The sequence below is a fragment of the Metabacillus mesotrionivorans genome (assembly GCF_052171315.1).
GTDB lineage: Bacteria > Bacillota > Bacilli > Bacillales > Bacillaceae > Bacillus_P.
The window spans coordinates 12,198-30,905 of record NZ_JBQMFF010000010.1 but is presented as its reverse complement, the minus strand read 5'-3'; the positions used below and the strand labels follow the sequence as shown (position 1 = coordinate 30,905).

Genomic DNA, 18,708 nt, shown 5'->3' with positions numbered 1-18,708 from the left:
GAGGAGTTCCCTGCATCCTGATTCTGTGGTAAGGTAGTTGAAAAACAAGCGGAGTGAACAGAAGTGAAGCCAATTTTTATCACGGGATTTATGGGGACCGGAAAAACGACTGTAGGCAAGGCTCTTGCCGAAAAACTCGGATGCCCTGTATTAGATACTGATCAAATGATTGAACACGCAGCAGGAAAGCAGATCAAAGACATCTTTAAAGAAGACGGGGAAGAGGTGTTCCGTTCACTAGAAACACAGATGATTGAGCGTGCGCCTTCCGAAAATGCTGTGATAACGACAGGCGGCGGACTGCCTGTGCGCAAAGTGAACAGGGAAAAAATGAAAGAGAGCGGCATTGTGATTTTCCTTCAAACCGATCTTGATGTCATTTTTGAACGTGTGCAGCAGGATGAAAACCGGCCGCTTGCTTCAAAGGCTTCAAAAGAAGAGCTTTCATCCCTGTATGAGTCACGCAGAAATGCATATGAGGACTGTACAATAAAAATCAAAACAGAAGGAAAAACCATAGAACAGCTGGCAGATGAATTGATTGAACGTATAAAAGAGCTGGAAACGCGGTATACTAGCTAAAAAGTGCGTACGAGGTGTGTTTGCAGTGTCTACGAATGATTATGTGAAATATATGACTCAGCAGCTGGTCAGATATATGGATACTCCAAAAGAAGAGCGGAAGGCACTAAAAACAATGCGGAAAACGGAGAAGTCGCCGTTTGCAAGCAGGTGGTTCGGCATCCTTCCCTTTGCTTTTATGTTTTTCTTAAAAAAGAGAAAATAGAAAGAAGGTACCTCATAGAGAGGTACCTTCTTTCATGTTCTTCATCTGCTTAATCCGCTTCTTCCAAAACCTGTATCTTTTTGATTTTTTCTGTTTTTGCATCGTAAGAGATGGTGACAAACACCCCGATGTCCTTCATTCCCTCGCGCAATGTCACCTTGTATTGTTTGACCGTCTGATTTTTCTTGGTATTGTCCCAGATCTTCTGGGCAAACAGTACTTGTGAGAGCGGATAACGTTTTTTCGTTTCTTTAACCGCTACGTTTTTCCAGTCTGTATGCTTTTCCGCATAAACATTTGCTGATTGTGAAACCAAAGCCGGCTGCAGACCGTATATAAGGAGAAGCAGCAAAAGCAATATGGTTTTCCTCATGATATTCACCGTCCTTGTTAGTTATTTTTTCCAAAAATCATGCTGCTATTCAAAGGGGGATTTGAAATGGAATTTATCATGGTTATTGTATTTGTCGGAATTTTGGCAGTGATGGGGATTGCTGGTGACAGCAGAAAAAGAAGCAGACGCAGGGACTCCTCTGGTTTTACGTATACGGGTTCAGACAATGGAAGAGACTGTCATTCTGATTCAGGATTCTTCGGCGGGGATTCAGGCGGGGGAGACTGCGGCGGCGGTGGCGGAGGAGATTGAGAAAGAGGGAGCCTGCAAACACAGGCTTTTTTGTTTTCTACAAAGAATCTGACCTGGTAGTGCTTGTTCTTTATAATGTTCCAATATAGTAAGATTTTTGAAGTAAATTGGAGGGAACTGGCGATAAACGTTCTTTAAAAAGAAATAAAGCGGAATTCGATCCTGTTTTTATTCGCTAGAGAGGTATATACTTTTAGTAGACGGATTAAGTTTGCTTTTTTGTTCTTTATTAAGAATAAAGGCGGAAATGTGTTGAAGGCACTCTTTTTGATGTTAGCAGCTTTAAATAGTATGGACGCAGCATTGACCCTTGCCGGTCTGCACCTTGAGCTGATTACAGAAGCCAATCCTGTTATGAGGATTCTGTATGAGATGCATCCTGCGGCATTTACATGTACTAAGCTGTCATTTTCGTTATTTCTGCTTTTGTTTGTATTCACGGGGCGTGTACCGTCATCACCGACAATTAAAGTCCTTTCAATTGCCGCTGCATTTCTGTATTCAGCTGTTCTTTTGGCTCATTTGTACTGGATCCGGCTGCTGATTGGATGAAAAGGGGAAAAGCGATGTATAAAAAACTTTGCAGTCAGTGCTATCAGCCATCTTTCAGCAGTAGCAAAACAAATCAGTGGATTTGTCCTGTCTGCTCGAATGATATTACCTCCCATAAAGCGATACAGGCTGTTCACGCTGTAAAGAAAATACCGCTGTCAGCCTATCAGCCAATAAGGGCCACGACTTACGGATTTGACAGAAAAGGATAGCTGCATGAAAACAGCACCATACAAAAGGGTCCAGAAGACCTTTTGTATGGTGCTGTTATTTTTCCTGATTCATTTTCCAGCGGTTGAATTCCAGAAACTCTCTGAACTGATCCTTGGTAACACCTGAATCCATTGCCTCTTTGACCAGGTTTGCCCAATCATGATCAAGGTTAGCCTGTTTCGTGTTCTGCTCCTCAAGAATAAGTGTATTCATCGAGACCCCGAGGACAGTAGAGACCTTTTCAAGAAATTGAACAGAAGGATTTGACTGCAGGTTCCGTTCGATTGAGCTTAAATATGATTTGGCAACTCCGGCCCGATCGGCAAGCTCTGATAGTGACAGTCCCCGCTCTTTGCGGTATTTTCGTATGCGTTCACCAATCATATAATCACCTTCCCAGAGGTATTATAGCATATAGCGAAGGGGTTGTTATATATATAGAACGAATTTACGAAAAAAAATTACGTCATGCAGGAGATTGTCAACTTTTAACTGTTTGCGTTTTCAAAAACTCTCTGATTTCTTCTTTGCTGATTCCCATTTCCAAGGCTGACAGAATTAACTCTTTCCATTCCTGATCCAGCATTTGAACATCCTGCATTAACACTTCCATTGTAACTCCTCCTAAAATACGCGATAGTATTTCAGGCAGTCCAGCCATCATAGCTCCGGAGAACCGTAGACCTGTGACTTTGCGTCCCGGCTTTTCAGCAGGTTTGCCTTTGTCTGATTATGTGCAACTCTGACACTGCATCAATAACAAAGTATTTCTTTTGTCACTTCTTGCTGTCTATCTAATTTACTACTATTATAAAATTTTATTTTCACTGATTGTGCTGAAATATGTCGATAGAAAAAAATATTTTCATTTTTTTCAAAAAAATACTAATAATTAGAAGTATATTCCTTTTATGTGGGTATTTTGGCTTGATTCACCTGTTTTCTTCGACAGCCATTCTTCGGCAAAAATAAAAAGGCAAAAAATGATTTTCTGACACTAAAATCATTTTTTGCGTAAATTTTGACATTAAGCGAGGGCAGTCCGGGATAAGTAGAATAAACCGCCGTTTGTAATCGAGACATGAATGTGAGGATCATACAGCTCTTTTAAGGCTTCTTTTTCAAGATGGTAAGATTCCGGCTTTACTTCAAGATCTTCGTAAAAGTGGCTTAACAGCATCATGTCCGAATTCCAGCGCTGTCTTGCATCATCTGCCCAGGAGTGGTCGTCCTGTTCAAATTTAGCTTGTATATAATTCTGAATCCGAACAAGGCCGCTTTGTACTTTGATCATTGGTGATGTTGTAAAACACAAATCAGGAATTCTCGGAGTAAGGGCCATGTTTTCCAGATAATCTTGAAAATCTTCTATGATTGCTCCGCTGATCAGGTGAAGTCCGATTGAATAGAGATGATCTTTTTTCTTGTCGCTCTGATAGGATACCATGACATTCACACCGAGCCATGGATGCAGGGACTGGGAGCTTCCTGTATTTGGCGGGTTTTCATATAGGCGGATATGGCCTCCGAATTTTTGGGCAGTCCGGAAAATCTGATGCAGTCTTGGTGCTCCAAAGTGCATGATTTCCCCTTTCAAATCAGCCGGGGCCCGTTTGGCATCTGTTATTAAAGTCAGCTGCATCGGATTTGGCACGCCGCCTGTTTTCTCTAGATATGTCCAGTAAAACGGCCTGTTCATCAATTCTTTATCCATGTCCACTGTCAGCTGGATCGTCATATAGCCAGGCTGTTTTTCTGTAATGTCGCATGAATTGGCCGTGAAAAAGGTTTCAAGAAACTCGCTGATCTGCTGCTGCTGCATCGTTTATCCCTCCATTCTCTGTTTTGTGTGTTCCTGTTCTGCAGAATGCAGGATGGATGTCAGGTTTTCCATCTTAATTTTCATTTCTCCGTCGCTTTTTGATTTGAACAGGATGTCCTGCAGGTGATCTTCGAAATTGGATATCTCCAGTTTAGTCAGAATCTCATCAAGCTCGCCGATGACCTTTTCAAACAGGTTGATTTTTTCATAGAGAAGTTTCAGAATGTGCTCTTCAACGGTGTTTTTTGTAGCCATATTATAAATGTATACATCTTTTTCCTGCCCGAGACGGTGAATTCGTCCAATCCGCTGTTCAAGCCGCATCGGATTCCAGGGAAGATCATAGTTGATGATGTGATTGCAGAACTGCAGGTTGATTCCTTCACCGCCGGCCTCTGTCGCAATCAAGACTTGAACACGGTTTTTGAAAAGGTCTTTCATCCAGTCTTTTTTGCCTCTCTTGAATCCTCCCCTGAAAGGAACAGATGAAATGCCGTGCTGCTGAAGAAACCACTGAAGATAAAACTGGGTGGCCCTGTATTCTGTAAAAATGATGACTTTGTCATTGATTTGCTGAATCAGTTCAACGGTCCGCTGTGCTTTGGAATTTCCGTCAACTTCATTAATGCAGTTCATCAGTTCTTCTATTACAGAGTCTGGAAGAGGAGATGCTTCGCCTTCAGGACGCTCGGCCATTTTTTTCAGCGTCATGTAGACAGCTTCCCTGCTTGAGCATGCCTCTCTTTGCAGCGTCATGATTGAAAACGTGCTGGCTGAAGAGGCGCCGAATGTTTTTAGACGTGAAATAGCCGTATACAGCTGGCGTTCACTCTCAGACAGTTCAATCGGAACGGTTTCAACATGCCGTTTAGGCCATTCAATTCCCGTATCTCCCCTGCGGTTTCGGATCATGACTTTGTTCACGAGTTCCTGAAGATGCTCATGGTGTTCCAAAGAGCGGTTCTTGGCAGAAAATACTTCTGAAAAGTAAGCTTCATTCCCTAAATGACCGGGCTTCAGCAGAGAGACAAGATTAAAGATCTCTTCTACGCGGTTTTGAATGGGCGTTGCAGTAAGAAGCAGGCAGTATTTCTTTTTCAGGCTCTGAACAAATTCATAGTTTTTCGTTTTGCTGTTTTTCAGTTTATGAGCTTCATCGATGATGACCAGGTCGTACTGCTGGTTTAAAACAATTTCCCGGTGAGGGCTTCTTTTAGCCGTGTCAATAGAAGAAACGACAACATCGCAGGCTTCCCATACGTAGCTTTTCTTTTGCTCAACGGCTGGAATATAGAACTTTTCATGAAGCTCTCTTGCCCACTGGGAGACAAGAGAGGCCGGAACGAGGATGAGAATTTTCTTAGCGAGTCCCCGAATCATATATTCTTTGACGATGAGGCCTGCTTCAATTGTTTTTCCAAGGCCCACCTCATCTGCAAGAATGGCCTTACCGTTCATGTTTTCCACCACCTGCCTCGCAACCTCCAATTGATGCGGAAGAGGAGTGAAGTCTGTCAGGTGATTTGGAGCCTGAAGCCCTTCAAAGGATGGAACAATAAGGTGCTTTTGCACGGCGCATGCCAGTTTGTAATTCTCCCAGCTGGCCCATGGGCCGTCATCATCAAGCTTTTTAAGAAAAGCATCTTGCCACGCGGAGTCAAATTTCAGTTTTACGTTCATGATTGACAGCCCTTTCAAAAAAGAGTGGATCTTTCTCTATTGTTCACGTTAAGTGGTAAAATAGCAGGTTATCACGATGGATTAGATGAAATGACAGTAAAACACGAACATTCCAATGTGTTTTAAACGAAACATTTGTGAAAAAAGTGATTGATGAATAAAGTCCTTAATGGTAGGATGTTAATAAGTAAGAAAGTTGCTAACTTACTCAGTTTTCAGTCAGCGGGCTTCTTATGTCAAAAATGTCATAATGTCTAAAATGTCTACTTATCAGTATCACCAATTAATGAAAAAATATGAGCGGATGAGAGCAAGGGGAGAGACTGCAGCATACGCATGCAGCGCCGAAGGAGCAAACTGATGTGAATCTCTCAGGCAAAAGAACTCTTGCTTGACGCAACTCTGGAGAGAGTTTGTGAAAGCGGCAAACCACCAAAGGGGAAAGCTCGGCCATTTTATTGGCCGGGTAAACTTTCAGGTGCAGGGACAGAGACTTCCATTAAAGGGAGTTCTCTGTCCTTTTTTTGATGAAAAAAAGAGGATCATACCGGGAGGCGATGAGATGGCGGATTTAAAGCGGACACCGCTTTTTGACTTATACAAAGAGCAGGGTGCAAAAACGATTGATTTCGGCGGCTGGGACTTGCCGGTGCAGTTTTCTTCTATTAAAGAAGAACATGAAGCTGTTCGCGAAAGGGCAGGCTTATTCGATGTATCCCACATGGGGGAAATTGAAGTAACAGGCACAGGCAGCCTTGCGTTTCTTCAAAAAACAATGACAAACGATGTTGCTCTTTTGAAAGACGGAGGAGCACAGTATACCGCTATGTGCTATGAAGACGGCGGAACGGTGGATGACTTATTAATCTATAAAAAATCAGATGCGCATTATCTCCTTGTAGTGAATGCATCCAACATTGAAAAGGATTTTGAGTGGCTGAATTCCCAGCTGTTCGGGGACACGGAACTGCAGAATGTATCGTCAGATGTTGCCCAGCTCGCTATCCAGGGACCGCTTGCTGAGTCAATCCTACAAAAACTCACGGATACAAATTTAAGTGAAATCAGGTTTTTTAAATTCAAAGATGACGTAAAAATTGCAGGAGCTGATGCTCTTGTGTCAAGAACAGGCTATACAGGTGAAGATGGTTTTGAAATTTACTGCGCCGCGTCTGAAGCACCTGAGCTTTGGAAGGCGATTTTGGAAGCCGGAAAAGAAGACGGTCTTCTGCCATGCGGACTCGGCGCCCGTGACACGCTCCGCTTTGAAGCGAACCTGCCGCTTTACGGCCAGGAACTTTCCAAAGACATTACACCGATAGAAGCAGGCATCGGGTTTGCGGTGAAACCGAATAAGGAAAGTGATTTCAACGGCAAAGCTGTATTAAAGGAACAAAAGGAAAACGGACCGGACCGTAAGCTTGCCGGAATTGAAATGATCGATAAAGGCATACCGCGATACGGCTATGAGGTGTTCGCAGGAGAAGAGCAGATTGGGGAAGTTACAACCGGCACACAGTCTCCTACACTTAAAAAGAATATCGGGTGGGCACTGCTTAAGAAAGAATTTGCTGAGCCCGGCACTGAAGTGTTTGTTCAAGTACGAAAGAAACGCTTAAAAGCAGTTGTCGTGCAGACGCCTTTTTATAAACGACCAAAAAAATAAACCGGGTTGAAAGGGGAATACATCCATGAAACATCGTTACTTGCCGATGACAGAGCAAGATCAGCAGGAGATGCTTCAAGCTGTCGGAGTAGCATCGATTGATGAGCTTTTTCAGGACATTCCTGAGAGCGTCCGATTTAAGGGCGAATACAGCATCAAGAAGGCAAAATCGGAAACAGAGCTAATGAAAGAGATGAGCGCGCTTGCTGCTAAAAATAAAGATTTAAGAAGCAACGCATCTTTCCTTGGAGCTGGTGTTTATGACCACTACATGCCAATCATTGTGGATCATGTGATTTCAAGATCAGAATTCTATACGGCCTACACGCCATATCAGCCTGAGATCTCACAGGGCGAGCTGCAGGCTATCTTCGAATTTCAGACGATGATCGCAGAGCTTACCGGCATGGATGCAGCCAACTCTTCTATGTACGATGGCGGAACGTCACTTGCTGAAGCGGCTATGCTTGCCTGCGGACAGACGAAAAAGAAAAAGGTCATTGTGTCAGAGGCTGTTCATCCGGAAAGCAGAGATGTACTGAAAACGTATGCCAAAGGACAGTACATTGAAGTCGTGGAAGTGCCTGTCAAAAACGGCGTGACGGACCTTGATGCTCTGAAAGCAGAAATGTCTGATGATGTGGCGGCAGTTGTTGTTCAATATCCTAACTTTTTCGGCCAGATTGAACCTCTCAAGGACATTGAGCCGATTGCCCATACAGGCAAAAGTATGTTTATCGTCTCTTCCAATCCGCTGGCACTGGGAGCTTTAACGCCTCCTGGAGCATTTGGCGCGGACATTGTTGCCGGAGACGCCCAGCCGTTCGGGATTCCAACAGCATTTGGAGGCCCGCACTGCGGCTATTTTGCTGTTACGCAGAAACTGATCCGCAAAGTGCCCGGCCGTCTTGTCGGACAGACAAAGGACGACCAAGGACGCAGAGGCTTTGTTCTGACTCTTCAGGCGCGCGAGCAGCATATCAGACGTGATAAAGCGACATCAAACATTTGCTCAAATCAGGCTTTGAATGCACTTGCAGCATCTGTTGCCATGACAGCGCTCGGAAGAAAAGGAGTCAAAGAAATGGCTCTGCAGAATATCCAGAAAGCAAACTATGCCAAAAAAGCATTTAAGGAAAAAGGATTCGACGTGCCGTTTGAAGGACCGATTTTTAATGAGTTTGCCGTTAAATTAACTAAGCCCGTGAAAGAAGTGAATGCCCGCCTGATTGAAAAGGGCATCATCGGAGGCTTCGATCTTGGACGCGTGTATCCGGAACTTGAAAATCACATGCTTATTGCTGTAACTGAACTTCGCACCAAAGAAGAAATTGATCAACTTGTTTTGGAATTGGGGGATGGACATGAATAACGAGAATCAGCCATTGATTTTTGAACTGACTAAGCCTGGCAGAACAGGCTACAGCCTGCCTGAAATGGATATTCCAGAACGATCAGCAGATGAACTCATTCCCGCTGACTATCTCCGCACAGAGGAAGCTGAACTGCCGGAGGTATCAGAGCTTGATATCATGAGGCACTATACAGCTCTTTCAAAGCGCAATCATGGAGTGGACTCAGGCTTTTATCCGCTTGGTTCATGCACGATGAAGTATAACCCGAAGATAAATGAAAATGTTGCCCGCATGGCAGGGCTTGCCCATATTCATCCCCTTCAGGATGAAAGCACCGTACAGGGAGCCCTTGAGCTGATGTATGACCTGCAGGAGCATCTTGTAGAAATTACAGGAATGGATGAAGTCACGCTTCAGCCGGCAGCAGGTGCTCACGGAGAGTGGACCGGACTTATGATGATCCGTGCCTATCACGAAGCAAACGGCGACACCGGACGCACAAAGGTCATCGTACCTGATTCTGCACACGGAACCAATCCTGCATCTGCTACAGTGGCAGGTTTTGAAACGGTCACTGTTAAATCAAATGAACATGGACTCGTCGATCTTGAAGATCTGAAGCGTGTGGTAGGAGATGATACCGCTGCGCTGATGCTGACAAATCCGAATACGCTGGGGCTGTTTGAGGAGAATATTCTGGACATGGCAAAGATCGTGCATGATGCAGGCGGCAAACTGTACTATGACGGAGCCAACCTGAACGCCGTACTAAGCAAGGCACGTCCCGGAGATATGGGATTTGACGTCGTTCACTTAAATCTCCATAAAACCTTTACCGGGCCGCATGGCGGGGGAGGACCGGGTTCAGGTCCTGTCGGTGTAAAAGCAGATCTTATTCCGTACCTTCCAAAGCCTGTTCTTGTGAAACGTGGTGACAAATATGCATTTGACTATGATAGACCGCAGTCCATCGGTAGAGTCAAGCCGTTTTACGGCAACTTCGGAATCAACGTGCGTGCTTATACATATATCCGCACAATGGGTCCTGACGGCTTAAAAGCTGTCACAGAATTTGCTGTTTTAAATGCAAACTACATGATGAGAAGACTTTCAGAAGCCTATGATCTGCCGTTTGACAGACACTGCAAGCATGAGTTTGTTCTATCAGGAAAACGCCAGAAAAAACTTGGCGTGCGCACGCTCGATATCGCGAAGCGCCTTCTGGATTTCGGCTACCATCCGCCGACAATCTACTTCCCGCTCAATGTTGAGGAGTGCATCATGATTGAACCGACGGAAACCGAGTCAAAAGAAACACTTGATTCATTTATTGATGCCATGCTTCAAATTGCGAAGGAAGCAGAGGAAAACCCTGAAATGGTTCAGGAAGCTCCTCATACTACCGTTGTTGGACGTCTTGATGAGACAACGGCAGCACGCAAGCCGATTCTCCGCTATCAGAAGCAATAAGAAAGGATTCGCCATCAGGCGAATCCTTTTTTTAAGAACTTATTTCTTCGTTTTAATTCTTCCGCTCCAGCCTTTAAAGCCGCCTTTTAATGTGTAAAGGTCTGAATAGCCCTTTTTCTTAAGCATCTGCGCTGTGCGTCCGCTTCTTACTGTGTTTTGGCAATACAGATAAACAGGCTGGTCTTTGCGGATTTCTTTATGGCGCTGTCTCATTTGTGACATTGGGATGTTTCTTGCGCCAAGAATATGGCCGCCTTCAAATTCGTTCGGCTCGCGTACATCGATGAGCTGAGCCTTTCTGTATCCTGCACGGAATTCCTCTTCCGTTAATGTTTTCATAATTTTACGCTGGTAAAAATAAGAGAAGATTGTGTAGGCTGCAATTGCGCCGACTAAAATTAATAAGAAAACCCATGTTGTCAAGCTGACCCGACTCCTTTTTTATACCCTTTATGCGGGCTGGTTCATGTAAACCTCTGTTTATTGGACAAGTATAATTATATAAGAGCAGGGGCAAATTGTCATCCATGAATCAGACTTATTTGTTTTCAACCCGGTTTTCTTTTTGATAGACTATGATAGCGGAATGAATTTAACAAACAGCCTAAGCATGAAAAATGGGGTATGAACATGGAGAAAGAAATTTGGAGATTTATTGATTCGGGCAATTGCTCTCCTGCTTACAATATGGCGCTTGATGAGGTGCTGCTTGAGTGGAACAGCGAAGGGAACTTTCCGCCTGTCATCCGTTTTTACGGATGGAACCCTGCGACACTCTCTGTAGGTTATTTTCAGAAAGCGGAAAAAGAAATTGATCTTGAAGCTGTTAAACGGAACGGACTCGGCTTTGTGCGCAGGCCAACCGGCGGCAGGGGTGTCCTGCATGATCAAGAACTTACATACAGTGTCATTGTTTCAGAAGACCATCCTGAGATGCCGAAGACCGTTACAGAAGCATACCGTGTGATCTCAGAAGGAATTCTTCAGGGATTTAGAGAGCTTGGCCTAGATGCATATTTTGCTGTGCCGAGAACGGAGGAAGAGAAGCAGGGGCTTAAAAATCCGCGTTCAGCGGTTTGCTTTGATGCACCCTCCTGGTATGAGCTTGTCGTTGAAGGAAGGAAAGTGGCAGGCAGTGCCCAGACACGTCAAAAAGGCGTGATTCTCCAGCACGGCTCGATTCTGCTTGATCTTGATGAAGATCTTTTGTTCAGCCTGTTTAAGTACCCGAGTGACAGGGTAAAAGAACGAATGCAGAAGAACTTTAAAAATAAGGCAGTTGCAGTGAATGCTCTCAGAGAAACAAAAGTAACGATCGAAGAGGCAAAAGAGGCGTTTAGAAGAGGGTTTGAAAAAGGGCTGAACATTAAGCTCGAACCGTATAAACTGACTGAAAAAGAACAGGCTGCAGCCATGAAACTGGCAGCTGAAAAATATGAATCGGATGAGTGGAATTATAAACGATAGGCGGCTGAAATAAGTCGCTTTCGTTTATTTTTATTTTTCTATTTATTTCTATGTGTTCCTTATTTTTCTAGGTTTCTTCTCTCTTTTAAATTTGCAACCGACAAATTACTTCAAAAAAAGTGATTTACAATCTCCTATCTTCTTTATTCTCTTTTTTTCACACTCAATTATGAAGTTTTTAATTTGACAAAATTACAACAGACTGACTTTTTATCCATATGTAGTATTGTCGAATGAAAAAGAAACACTATATATTGATAAACGAGTGGCTGTGTGATAAATTAAATCAAGTACAAAGATAATAGGGGAGTTGTTTGAATGACCGTTGCACTGAATGAAAATCTGAAACTTGATGTGGACAAGCTTAACCACGATATTTCACTTTTTCCCCAAGTTCATCCGATTACAGAAGATATGAAGCTTACACACAAAGGTGTATCGCGTTTAGTCATGCTTGACCGGTATACATTTAAAGACACTGAAAAGCTGACGCTGTCCAAAGGCGATTTTGTCGTTCTGACAATTAAGGAAGATCCGAAATTCCCGGCAAGAGGCCTCGGGTACATCTTAGATATAGACTGGCAGGCAAAAATGGCGCATGTACAGGTGGAAGAAGAGTACCGCCATTCACTTGAGAAGCCTGAAGAAGTGGAATCAGGAGTCATTCACCGCTCTCTTGACGTCATAGAAAAACCGCTTGAAGTATATTACGAACAAATAGCCAAACGGAATGCGACTGGTCTTGCATCTGTTGAGAAAACTGAAGAAAAGCGCAAGGAATGGTTTGAGAAATTCTATCAGGAACTCGTCGGCCTGAACTTTGTTCCTGCTGGACGCGTGTTATACGGAGCGGGAGCGGGAACAGATGTGACTTATTTCAACTGCTACGTGATGCCGTTTGTGCAGGATTCACGCGAAGGCATTTCCGAACACCGCAAGCAGGTCATGGAAATCATGAGCCGCGGCGGAGGCGTCGGGACAAACGGTTCAACGCTGCGTCCGAGAAACACCCTTGCAAGAGGAGTCAACGGCAAATCATCCGGTTCAGTATCCTGGCTTGATGACATTGCAAAGCTGACTCATCTGGTTGAGCAGGGCGGGTCGCGGAGGGGCGCCCAAATGATCATGCTTGCCGACTGGCATCCTGACATTATTGAATTCATTATTTCCAAAATGCAGAATCCCCGCATCCTGCGTTACCTGATTGAAAATACAAACGATGAAACCATTAAGAAATACGCCCAGGAAAAGCTGAAGTTCAAGCCGCTTACACAGGACGAGGAAGCCATGTATCAGAGCATCGTCAATTACAAGCAGATTCCGGGATACGGCGGATTTAACGAAAAAATCATTAAAGACGCTGAAGTGAAGCTTGCAGTCGGCGGAACCTATACCGTTCACAATTCAGAATTCCTTACAGGAGCCAACATCTCTGTCACGCTGACAAAGGATTTCATGGATGCTGTTGAAAAGGATGCCGATTACGAGCTGCGCTTCCCTGACGTTGAAAGCTATAATGCAGAGGAAATGAAGGCTTACAATGAAGACTGGCATAACCATGGTGACGTTCGCGAGTGGGAAAAACTCGGCTACAAAGTGCGCACGTACCGTACGATCAAGGCGAAAGAACTTTGGAACCTGATCAACATCTGCGCGACATACTCTGCAGAGCCGGGCATTTTCTTCATTGATAACGCCAATGACATGACAAATGCTAAAGCGTATGGACAGAAGGTAGTTGCAACGAATCCTTGCGGGGAACAGCCTCTTGCACCATATTCTGTCTGCAACCTTGCTGCCGTCAACCTTGCTGAAATGGCAGACAAAGAAACAAAAACAGTCAATTTCGAAAAACTGAAAAGAACGGTTGAAGTCGGAGTACGCATGCAGGATAACGTAATCGATGCAACACCGTACTTCCTTGACGAAAATAAAAAACAGGCACTAGGCGAACGCCGTGTAGGTCTGGGTGTTATGGGACTTCACGACCTTCTGATTTACTGTGAAACACAGTACGGTTCTGAAGAGGGCAACGACCTGATTGACAAGGTCTTTGAAACGATCGCTGTTACTGCTTATAAAGCATCTGTAGAGCTTGCAAAAGAAAAAGGCAGCTTCCCATTCTTGACTGGCGAAACAGCTGAAGAAACGAACAGACTGCGCCAGGCCTTAACTGAGACCGGCTTTATGAGCAAAATGCCTTCTGATATCCGGGAAGATATTAAAGAATACGGTATCCGCAACTCACACTTGCTGACTGTTGCTCCCACGGGTAAACAACTTGCCCCATACATTCGTAAGAGTGTAGCGTAAACTTGGCTATATGCGGGAAACTCCGAGCATCCTTTTGTACTCGTGCTTTGCCAGCATATCTAAAGAGTAAAAATTAAAAGGTGCGGACAATCCGCAGGGAAGTCGTGGCTGACCCCTCAACGACTACATGCCGAGCAGCCAGATTATTGAGTACAACTCTGATCTTTTTATAAAGCAAAAGAGGTGTACGTAATGGAAAAGTTGTGTTTAAACTGCGGGATGAAGATGAAAGTGAAACCGAGTCATTATACACGAAAAAAATATTGTTCTCGTGTATGCAAAGGTCAATACTCTTCAAAACATCCTGAAGCATTTTCACATTTAAAGAAGTCTCTAATCGTAAAATGTAACAATTGTGATAAGTCTATAACAAAAAAGCCTTCTACCGTTTTTAAAACAAATTTTTGCAATCATAAGTGCAAACAGGAATTCCAAATCAGGAACGGCTCTCAAATTAACCAGCATTTAGTGAAAAAAATACCAAAGGTTTGTTTGATTTGCGGCAAAGAGTTCTCAGTTATCATATCCAGGGCAGACACAGCAAAGTATTGTTCACGTAACTGCTTAGGAGTTGAGAATGGAAAAAGAGGACAGATAGCTTACAGAAAAAGAACAAACATTTCATGTACGAATTGCGGCACTGAATTTGAGAAGAAGCCATCAGTAGTGAAGAGATGGAACTTTTGCAACAAGGAATGTATGAGAGAATATTATTCTAAATCTAAATCTTTTTCTGGTGAAAATAGCCCTACATGGAAAGGTGGAGACATAAATTATTATGGATCCAACTGGTGGGAGCAAAGGCGAAAAGCAAGAAAAAGAGATGATTATACATGTCAGGATTGCGGAATAACTGAAGAGAATTACGGTAGAGAACTTTCGGTTCATCACATTGTACCTTTTAGAGATTTCAAAGGTGACTGGAAGGAAGCTAACAAGCTTTCTAATCTGATCAGCTTATGTGAATATCCATGTCATAGAAAAAGACACAGTAAAAATAATCATCTGGCTGATGATATAGTCTGACCTGTATGGCGACATACAGAGTGGGTACTGATAATCCCACCCTCTTTCATAAAGAGAGTAACAAAAGTGAGCACAGGGACAATGGTCGGAGTTTCAACCGGACTAGAACCATACTTCTCCTTCTCTTACTACAGAAGCGGAAGACTTGGCAAGTTCATTGAAGTAAAAGCAGATATCGTACAGGAGTATCTGGACAAAAATCCTGATGCAGATCCGGAGAATCTTCCTGAATGGTTTATCTCAGCTATGGAACTGAGTGCAGAAGCGCATGCAGATGCACAATGCGTCATCCAGCGCTGGATTGACAGTTCGATCAGCAAAACGGTTAACGCACCTAGAGGATATACGGTGGACCAGGTCCAAAAAGTATATGAGCGTCTGTATAAAGGCGGAGCAAAAGGCGGAACAGTCTACGTTGACGGAAGCCGGGACACTCAGGTCCTTACATTAAAAGCGGAGGAGAATACCTTCTCTGAAACAGAAGAAGCACCGAAAGAAAAAGGTAAAGTTGTTCTTGTGGATACGATCCAGGCTTTGCGCTCGACAAATGTAACAATTGGAAACGAAGTGGGCAATACATGCCCTGTATGCCGCGAAGGTACAGTTGAAGACATTGGCGGATGCAACACATGCACAAGCTGCGGTGCACAGCTGAAGTGCGGATTATAAGAAATGGAAGAGCCGGGACATCCGGCTCTTTTCTTGTGCTTCTCCCGTAAGCTTTCTTGTCATGACCTGCAAACTAGTGTACACTTGTAATGATTTCCTATGTTTTGAACGTTTTTTTGGAGGGGACCGCATGCCAACACCAAGTATGGAAGATTATATTGAACAAATCTACATTTTAATAGAAGAAAAAGGATATGCCCGTGTTTCAGATATCGCGGAAGCATTATCCGTTCATCCCTCCTCAGTGACAAAGATGGTCCAAAAACTAGACAAAGATGAATATCTCATATACGAAAAATACCGTGGACTTATTTTGACGCCTAAGGGCAAGAAGATCGGAAAGCGCCTTGTCTACCGTCATGAGCTGCTTGAGCAGTTCATGCGTTTGATCGGCGTGGATGAAGAAAAGATTTACAACGATGTTGAAGGCATTGAGCATCACCTCAGCTGGAATGCCATTGACCGCATCGGAGATCTCGTGCAATTTTTTGAAAGTGATGAAGCGCGTGTAGATACCCTGCGTGCAATCCAAAAACAAAATGAACAGGATAACGAGTCCTGAAAAAACGAAAGCAGCTGCTTTCGTTTTTTTCTTGCGCCAAAACTGGAAAAGGTCTAATTCCCCGGACTTCATCTTACACTATAAGGATAGGAGAAGAGGGGAGGAACTTCTGTGTACATTGATGGTGTCTTCTCTGGCGGCGGCATAAAAGGGTTTGCGCTGATTGGAGCCTATCAGGCAATTGAACAGCGCGGGCTGCAGTTTGTAAGAGTGGCAGGCACAAGCGCAGGTTCGATTGTGGCATCCTTTATCGCAGCAGGATACAGAAGTGATGAAATTATCCGAATGATGGACGATATGGAGCTTGGAAAGTTTCTTGAGAAAAACCCTTCCATTCTTCCATTTAAATTGATGAAATGGCTTAACCTCTATTGGCGCCTCGGTCTGTACAAAGGCGGGAAGCTTGAGGAATGGATCGCTGCCAGGCTGAAGGAAAGGGGAGTTTCCACCTTTGGTGATTTGAGGCCCGGATCTTTAAAAATTGTAGCCTCTGATCTTACAAACGGCAGGATTATTGTGCTGCCTGATGATCTTCCCAGGTACGGACTTGTTCCGGAGAGGTTTTCAGTTGCACGGGCTGTCTTAATGAGCTGCAGTCTTCCGTATTTCTTTGAACCTGTTAAGCTGACGAGTGCTGAAGGGACGAACATAGTGGTAGACGGAGGAGTTTTAAGTAACTTTCCAATCTGGCTTTTCAAGGAAAAGGCGAGGCCTGTAATTGGAATCAAGCTAAGTCCGAGAGATGAAGAAAGGCCGAGGAATCAGATTAAAAATGCGATTGAAATGTACGGAGCGCTGTTTGAAACGATGAAAGATGCCCATGATGCCAGGCATATATCAAGCAGGCATGAGAGAAACATCATTTTTCTTCCGGTAGAAAGCATTCTCACGACAGAATTTGATCTCTCGGAACAAAAAAAACTAGCTCTGATTGAGCTAGGAAGAAGCCGGACGGAACAGTTTCTCAAACGGTGGACTTATTAATGCGAAAAGAAAAGCAGGTCAGAAAAAAGCCCTGCTTTTCTTTTTGCCTTTTCTGCCTTCAATCACGGTCAGGTGTGAAGCCTGCTTCTTTTTAAGAGCGCTTGTTTTGCTGCTCTTTTTAGGAGCCGACACACTTTTCAAATGGGAGCTGCTCTGATTGCGGTCGCTGAAACGCCTTTTGGACTGTTTAACAGCTTTGGAATAAGAGGAAGAGTCTTTTCCCATTCTTTGTTTTGTAAAGTAACGGACAACAAAATAGATGATGGCTAGAACAGCAGCAAACACGAGCATTTCTCTGAAGAGGAAGCCGGGCCTGCTGATGAGAGTCACTAAAAACCCGATTCCTCCCAGAGCTAACACAATCATCACAAATGGATTCATTCTATTTTTCATGAGTCCACCTCCCAAGATGAAAATGAGTTAATGAAGTTTTAGCTTATACAATTTGTTCTGTTTTTATACCTTCTTCTGTTTCTTTTTCCAGGCGGAGCATTTCATTGAAGCTTGCAATTGCGACTTCGGTCTGTTCGTTGTCAGGCTCTTTTGTGGTTAAAAGCTGAAGGCATAAGCCCGGGTAGCCAAGCCATTTAAGGACAGGCACATCTCTCAGCTTGTTTGTAAACTGCAGCACTTCAAATGAAATGCCGATCACAACGGGAATTAGGGCCAGTCTGTTCAGAACGCGCACATAAAGCGGTTCAGTCGGAACAAGCATGTAGACAAAAACTCCGACAATCACGGTGAAAAGAAGGAAGCTGCTTCCGCATCTGTAATGAAGTCGGCTGTTGCTCTGAACGTTCTCAACTGTGAGCGGCATACCGTTTTCATAACAGTTAATGACTTTATGCTCTGCCCCGTGATACTGGAATACACGCTTGATCAGCGGAGTAAAGGATATCGCGTAAATATAGGCAAGCAGGAGAATAAGTTTGAAAAGACCTTCAATCAGGATCTGTGACAAATCCGAAGAAAAAACAGGTCTTGTAAGCTCTGCAAGAAAAAGCGGGACGAGTGTAAAGATGAATTTTCCGAATAAAAAGGACAGAACCCCGATTGCTGCAACTCCGAGTATCATCGTCAGTTTTGATTCTTTTTTCGGCTCGTTCAGCTGCTCGTCATCTTCTGGATCAAGGTCGTACCTGTCTGTTGAAAAGTTGAGATGTTTCGTACCATTTGCGCTTGCTTCTATGATTGCTGCGATTCCGCGGATAAATGGTATTTTTTTAAGGGCTGTCAGTGTGCTGTTTGATTTTCTCGACAGCCGGAAATAATCAATTTCCTTGTTTTTCCGTCTGATGGCTGTAACGTAGTGATGCTTGCCGCCAAACATGACGCCCTCTACTACTGCTTGCCCTCCATATGCGGGCTTGTTCTGCTTTGACATTTTTCACCAACCTACCTATCTATTCTCTTTTTGAGCGGATTTTAAACAAGACGGAAGAGAATGTTATGTTTATATTCTACATAAAAACAGCATAAACCTCTAGGCAGTTATA

General features: G+C 43.9%; 20 protein-coding genes, 2 pseudogenes and 2 riboswitches. Of the genes and pseudogenes, 14 read left to right on the top strand and 8 right to left on the bottom strand.

Going from position 1 to position 18,708, the window contains the following annotated elements; all coding sequences use genetic code 11:
- The first annotated feature begins 63 nt into the window (after nucleotides 1-63).
- Both ACTSEZ_RS18705 and ACTSEZ_RS18700 read left to right on the top strand, forming a co-directional pair.
- Nucleotides 64-582 (top strand): shikimate kinase, encoded by a 519-nt coding sequence (locus ACTSEZ_RS18705; protein ID WP_369735851.1) that lies wholly within the window; start codon nucleotides 64-66, stop codon nucleotides 580-582.
- A 25-nt stretch (nucleotides 583-607) separates the two neighbouring features.
- Entirely contained in the window at nucleotides 608-787 is a 180-nt protein-coding gene (locus ACTSEZ_RS18700) for a YqzE family protein (protein ID WP_369735850.1), read from the top strand.
- 49 nt (nucleotides 788-836) lie between these two features.
- Here ACTSEZ_RS18700 and ACTSEZ_RS18695 read toward each other — a convergent pair whose 3' ends face one another.
- Entirely contained in the window at nucleotides 837-1,160 is a 324-nt protein-coding gene (locus tag ACTSEZ_RS18695) for a DUF3889 domain-containing protein (RefSeq protein WP_369735849.1), read from the bottom strand.
- 66 nt (nucleotides 1,161-1,226) lie between these two features.
- Here ACTSEZ_RS18695 and ACTSEZ_RS18690 point away from each other — a divergent pair, with 66 nt between their 5' ends.
- The 3 genes from ACTSEZ_RS18690 to ACTSEZ_RS18680 all read left to right on the top strand — a co-directional run bounded on the left by ACTSEZ_RS18690 (nucleotide 1,227) and on the right by ACTSEZ_RS18680 (nucleotide 2,197).
- Nucleotides 1,227-1,433 (top strand): hypothetical protein, encoded by a 207-nt coding sequence (locus ACTSEZ_RS18690; RefSeq protein ID WP_369735848.1) that lies wholly within the window; start codon nucleotides 1,227-1,229, stop codon nucleotides 1,431-1,433.
- 270 nt (nucleotides 1,434-1,703) lie between these two features.
- Nucleotides 1,704-1,985 carry a DUF5658 family protein gene (locus ACTSEZ_RS18685; RefSeq protein WP_369735916.1) on the top strand — a complete coding sequence of 94 codons (282 nt, stop codon included), beginning with the start codon at nucleotides 1,704-1,706 and terminating at the stop codon, nucleotides 1,983-1,985.
- 14 nt (nucleotides 1,986-1,999) lie between these two features.
- On the top strand, nucleotides 2,000-2,197 hold the full coding sequence (locus ACTSEZ_RS18680) for a hypothetical protein (protein WP_369735847.1): 198 nt from the start codon (nucleotides 2,000-2,002) through the stop codon (nucleotides 2,195-2,197).
- A gap of 55 nt (nucleotides 2,198-2,252) precedes the next feature.
- On the opposite strand, the gene ACTSEZ_RS18675 is transcribed toward ACTSEZ_RS18680, so the two are convergent.
- From ACTSEZ_RS18675 to ACTSEZ_RS18660, 4 genes are all read right to left on the bottom strand, one after another.
- Nucleotides 2,253-2,582 (bottom strand): helix-turn-helix domain-containing protein, encoded by a 330-nt coding sequence (locus tag ACTSEZ_RS18675; protein WP_369735846.1) that lies wholly within the window; start codon nucleotides 2,580-2,582, stop codon nucleotides 2,253-2,255.
- Between the two features lie 97 nt (nucleotides 2,583-2,679).
- Nucleotides 2,680-2,811 carry an anti-repressor SinI family protein gene (locus tag ACTSEZ_RS18670; RefSeq protein ID WP_369735845.1) on the bottom strand — a complete coding sequence of 44 codons (132 nt, stop codon included), beginning with the start codon at nucleotides 2,809-2,811 and terminating at the stop codon, nucleotides 2,680-2,682.
- A 31-nt stretch (nucleotides 2,812-2,842) separates the two neighbouring features.
- Nucleotides 2,843-2,929: riboswitch (cyclic di-GMP riboswitch) on the bottom strand.
- Between the two features lie 296 nt (nucleotides 2,930-3,225).
- Entirely contained in the window at nucleotides 3,226-4,020 is a 795-nt protein-coding gene (locus ACTSEZ_RS18665) for a YqhG family protein (RefSeq protein ID WP_369735844.1), read from the bottom strand.
- A gap of 3 nt (nucleotides 4,021-4,023) precedes the next feature.
- On the bottom strand, nucleotides 4,024-5,700 hold the full coding sequence (locus ACTSEZ_RS18660) for a DEAD/DEAH box helicase (RefSeq protein ID WP_369735843.1): 1,677 nt from the start codon (nucleotides 5,698-5,700) through the stop codon (nucleotides 4,024-4,026).
- A gap of 304 nt (nucleotides 5,701-6,004) precedes the next feature.
- Nucleotides 6,005-6,097, top strand: a riboswitch (glycine riboswitch).
- Between the two features lie 165 nt (nucleotides 6,098-6,262).
- Here ACTSEZ_RS18660 and gcvT point away from each other — a divergent pair.
- From gcvT to gcvPB, 3 genes are read left to right on the top strand one after another with little or no spacing between them, the layout of a single operon-like run.
- A complete protein-coding gene (gene gcvT / locus ACTSEZ_RS18655; RefSeq protein WP_369735842.1) occupies nucleotides 6,263-7,366 on the top strand; it encodes a glycine cleavage system aminomethyltransferase GcvT in 1,104 nt (367 codons plus the stop codon).
- A gap of 25 nt (nucleotides 7,367-7,391) precedes the next feature.
- On the top strand, nucleotides 7,392-8,738 hold the full coding sequence (gene gcvPA / locus ACTSEZ_RS18650) for an aminomethyl-transferring glycine dehydrogenase subunit GcvPA (RefSeq protein ID WP_369735841.1): 1,347 nt from the start codon (nucleotides 7,392-7,394) through the stop codon (nucleotides 8,736-8,738).
- Nucleotides 8,731-10,191, top strand: a complete 1,461-nt coding sequence (gcvPB, locus tag ACTSEZ_RS18645; RefSeq protein WP_369735840.1) for an aminomethyl-transferring glycine dehydrogenase subunit GcvPB — start codon at nucleotides 8,731-8,733, stop codon at nucleotides 10,189-10,191. Before gcvPA ends, gcvPB begins: the two co-directional genes overlap by 8 nt.
- Before the next feature lie 39 nt (nucleotides 10,192-10,230).
- Here gcvPB and ACTSEZ_RS18640 read toward each other — a convergent pair whose 3' ends face one another.
- Nucleotides 10,231-10,590, bottom strand: a complete 360-nt coding sequence (locus tag ACTSEZ_RS18640) for a rhodanese-like domain-containing protein (RefSeq protein WP_234703420.1) — start codon at nucleotides 10,588-10,590, stop codon at nucleotides 10,231-10,233.
- A 231-nt stretch (nucleotides 10,591-10,821) separates the two neighbouring features.
- Between ACTSEZ_RS18640 and lipM the strand changes: the two genes are divergently transcribed.
- From lipM to ACTSEZ_RS18610, 6 genes and pseudogenes are all read left to right on the top strand, one after another.
- The gene (lipM, locus tag ACTSEZ_RS18635; RefSeq protein ID WP_369735839.1) at nucleotides 10,822-11,658 is read left to right on the top strand and encodes an octanoyltransferase LipM; all 837 of its coding nucleotides are present in this window, start codon (nucleotides 10,822-10,824) and stop codon (nucleotides 11,656-11,658) included.
- 318 nt (nucleotides 11,659-11,976) lie between these two features.
- Nucleotides 11,977-13,932 (top strand): annotated as a pseudogene (locus tag ACTSEZ_RS18630) (vitamin B12-dependent ribonucleotide reductase); the annotation flags it as partial.
- 231 nt (nucleotides 13,933-14,163) lie between these two features.
- Nucleotides 14,164-14,997: an HNH endonuclease gene (locus tag ACTSEZ_RS18625; RefSeq protein WP_369735838.1), complete on the top strand. Its 834-nt coding sequence runs from the start codon at nucleotides 14,164-14,166 to the stop codon at nucleotides 14,995-14,997.
- 69 nt (nucleotides 14,998-15,066) lie between these two features.
- Nucleotides 15,067-15,666 (top strand): annotated as a pseudogene (locus ACTSEZ_RS18620) (ribonucleotide reductase barrel domain-containing protein); the annotation flags it as partial.
- Nucleotides 15,667-15,796: 130 nt separating this feature from the next.
- Nucleotides 15,797-16,228 (top strand): transcriptional regulator MntR, encoded by a 432-nt coding sequence (gene mntR / locus ACTSEZ_RS18615; RefSeq protein WP_029279748.1) that lies wholly within the window; start codon nucleotides 15,797-15,799, stop codon nucleotides 16,226-16,228.
- 111 nt (nucleotides 16,229-16,339) lie between these two features.
- Nucleotides 16,340-17,212, top strand: coding sequence for a patatin-like phospholipase family protein (locus ACTSEZ_RS18610; RefSeq protein ID WP_369735837.1), 873 nt, complete (start codon nucleotides 16,340-16,342; stop codon nucleotides 17,210-17,212).
- 18 nt (nucleotides 17,213-17,230) lie between these two features.
- Here ACTSEZ_RS18610 and ACTSEZ_RS18605 read toward each other — a convergent pair whose 3' ends face one another.
- Both ACTSEZ_RS18605 and ACTSEZ_RS18600 read right to left on the bottom strand, forming a co-directional pair.
- Complete coding sequence (locus ACTSEZ_RS18605) at nucleotides 17,231-17,605, bottom strand: SA1362 family protein (protein ID WP_369735836.1); 375 nt, start codon at nucleotides 17,603-17,605, stop codon at nucleotides 17,231-17,233.
- 43 nt (nucleotides 17,606-17,648) lie between these two features.
- Entirely contained in the window at nucleotides 17,649-18,596 is a 948-nt protein-coding gene (locus tag ACTSEZ_RS18600; protein WP_369735835.1) for a DUF1385 domain-containing protein, read from the bottom strand.
- Nucleotides 18,597-18,708 lie beyond the last annotated feature (112 nt).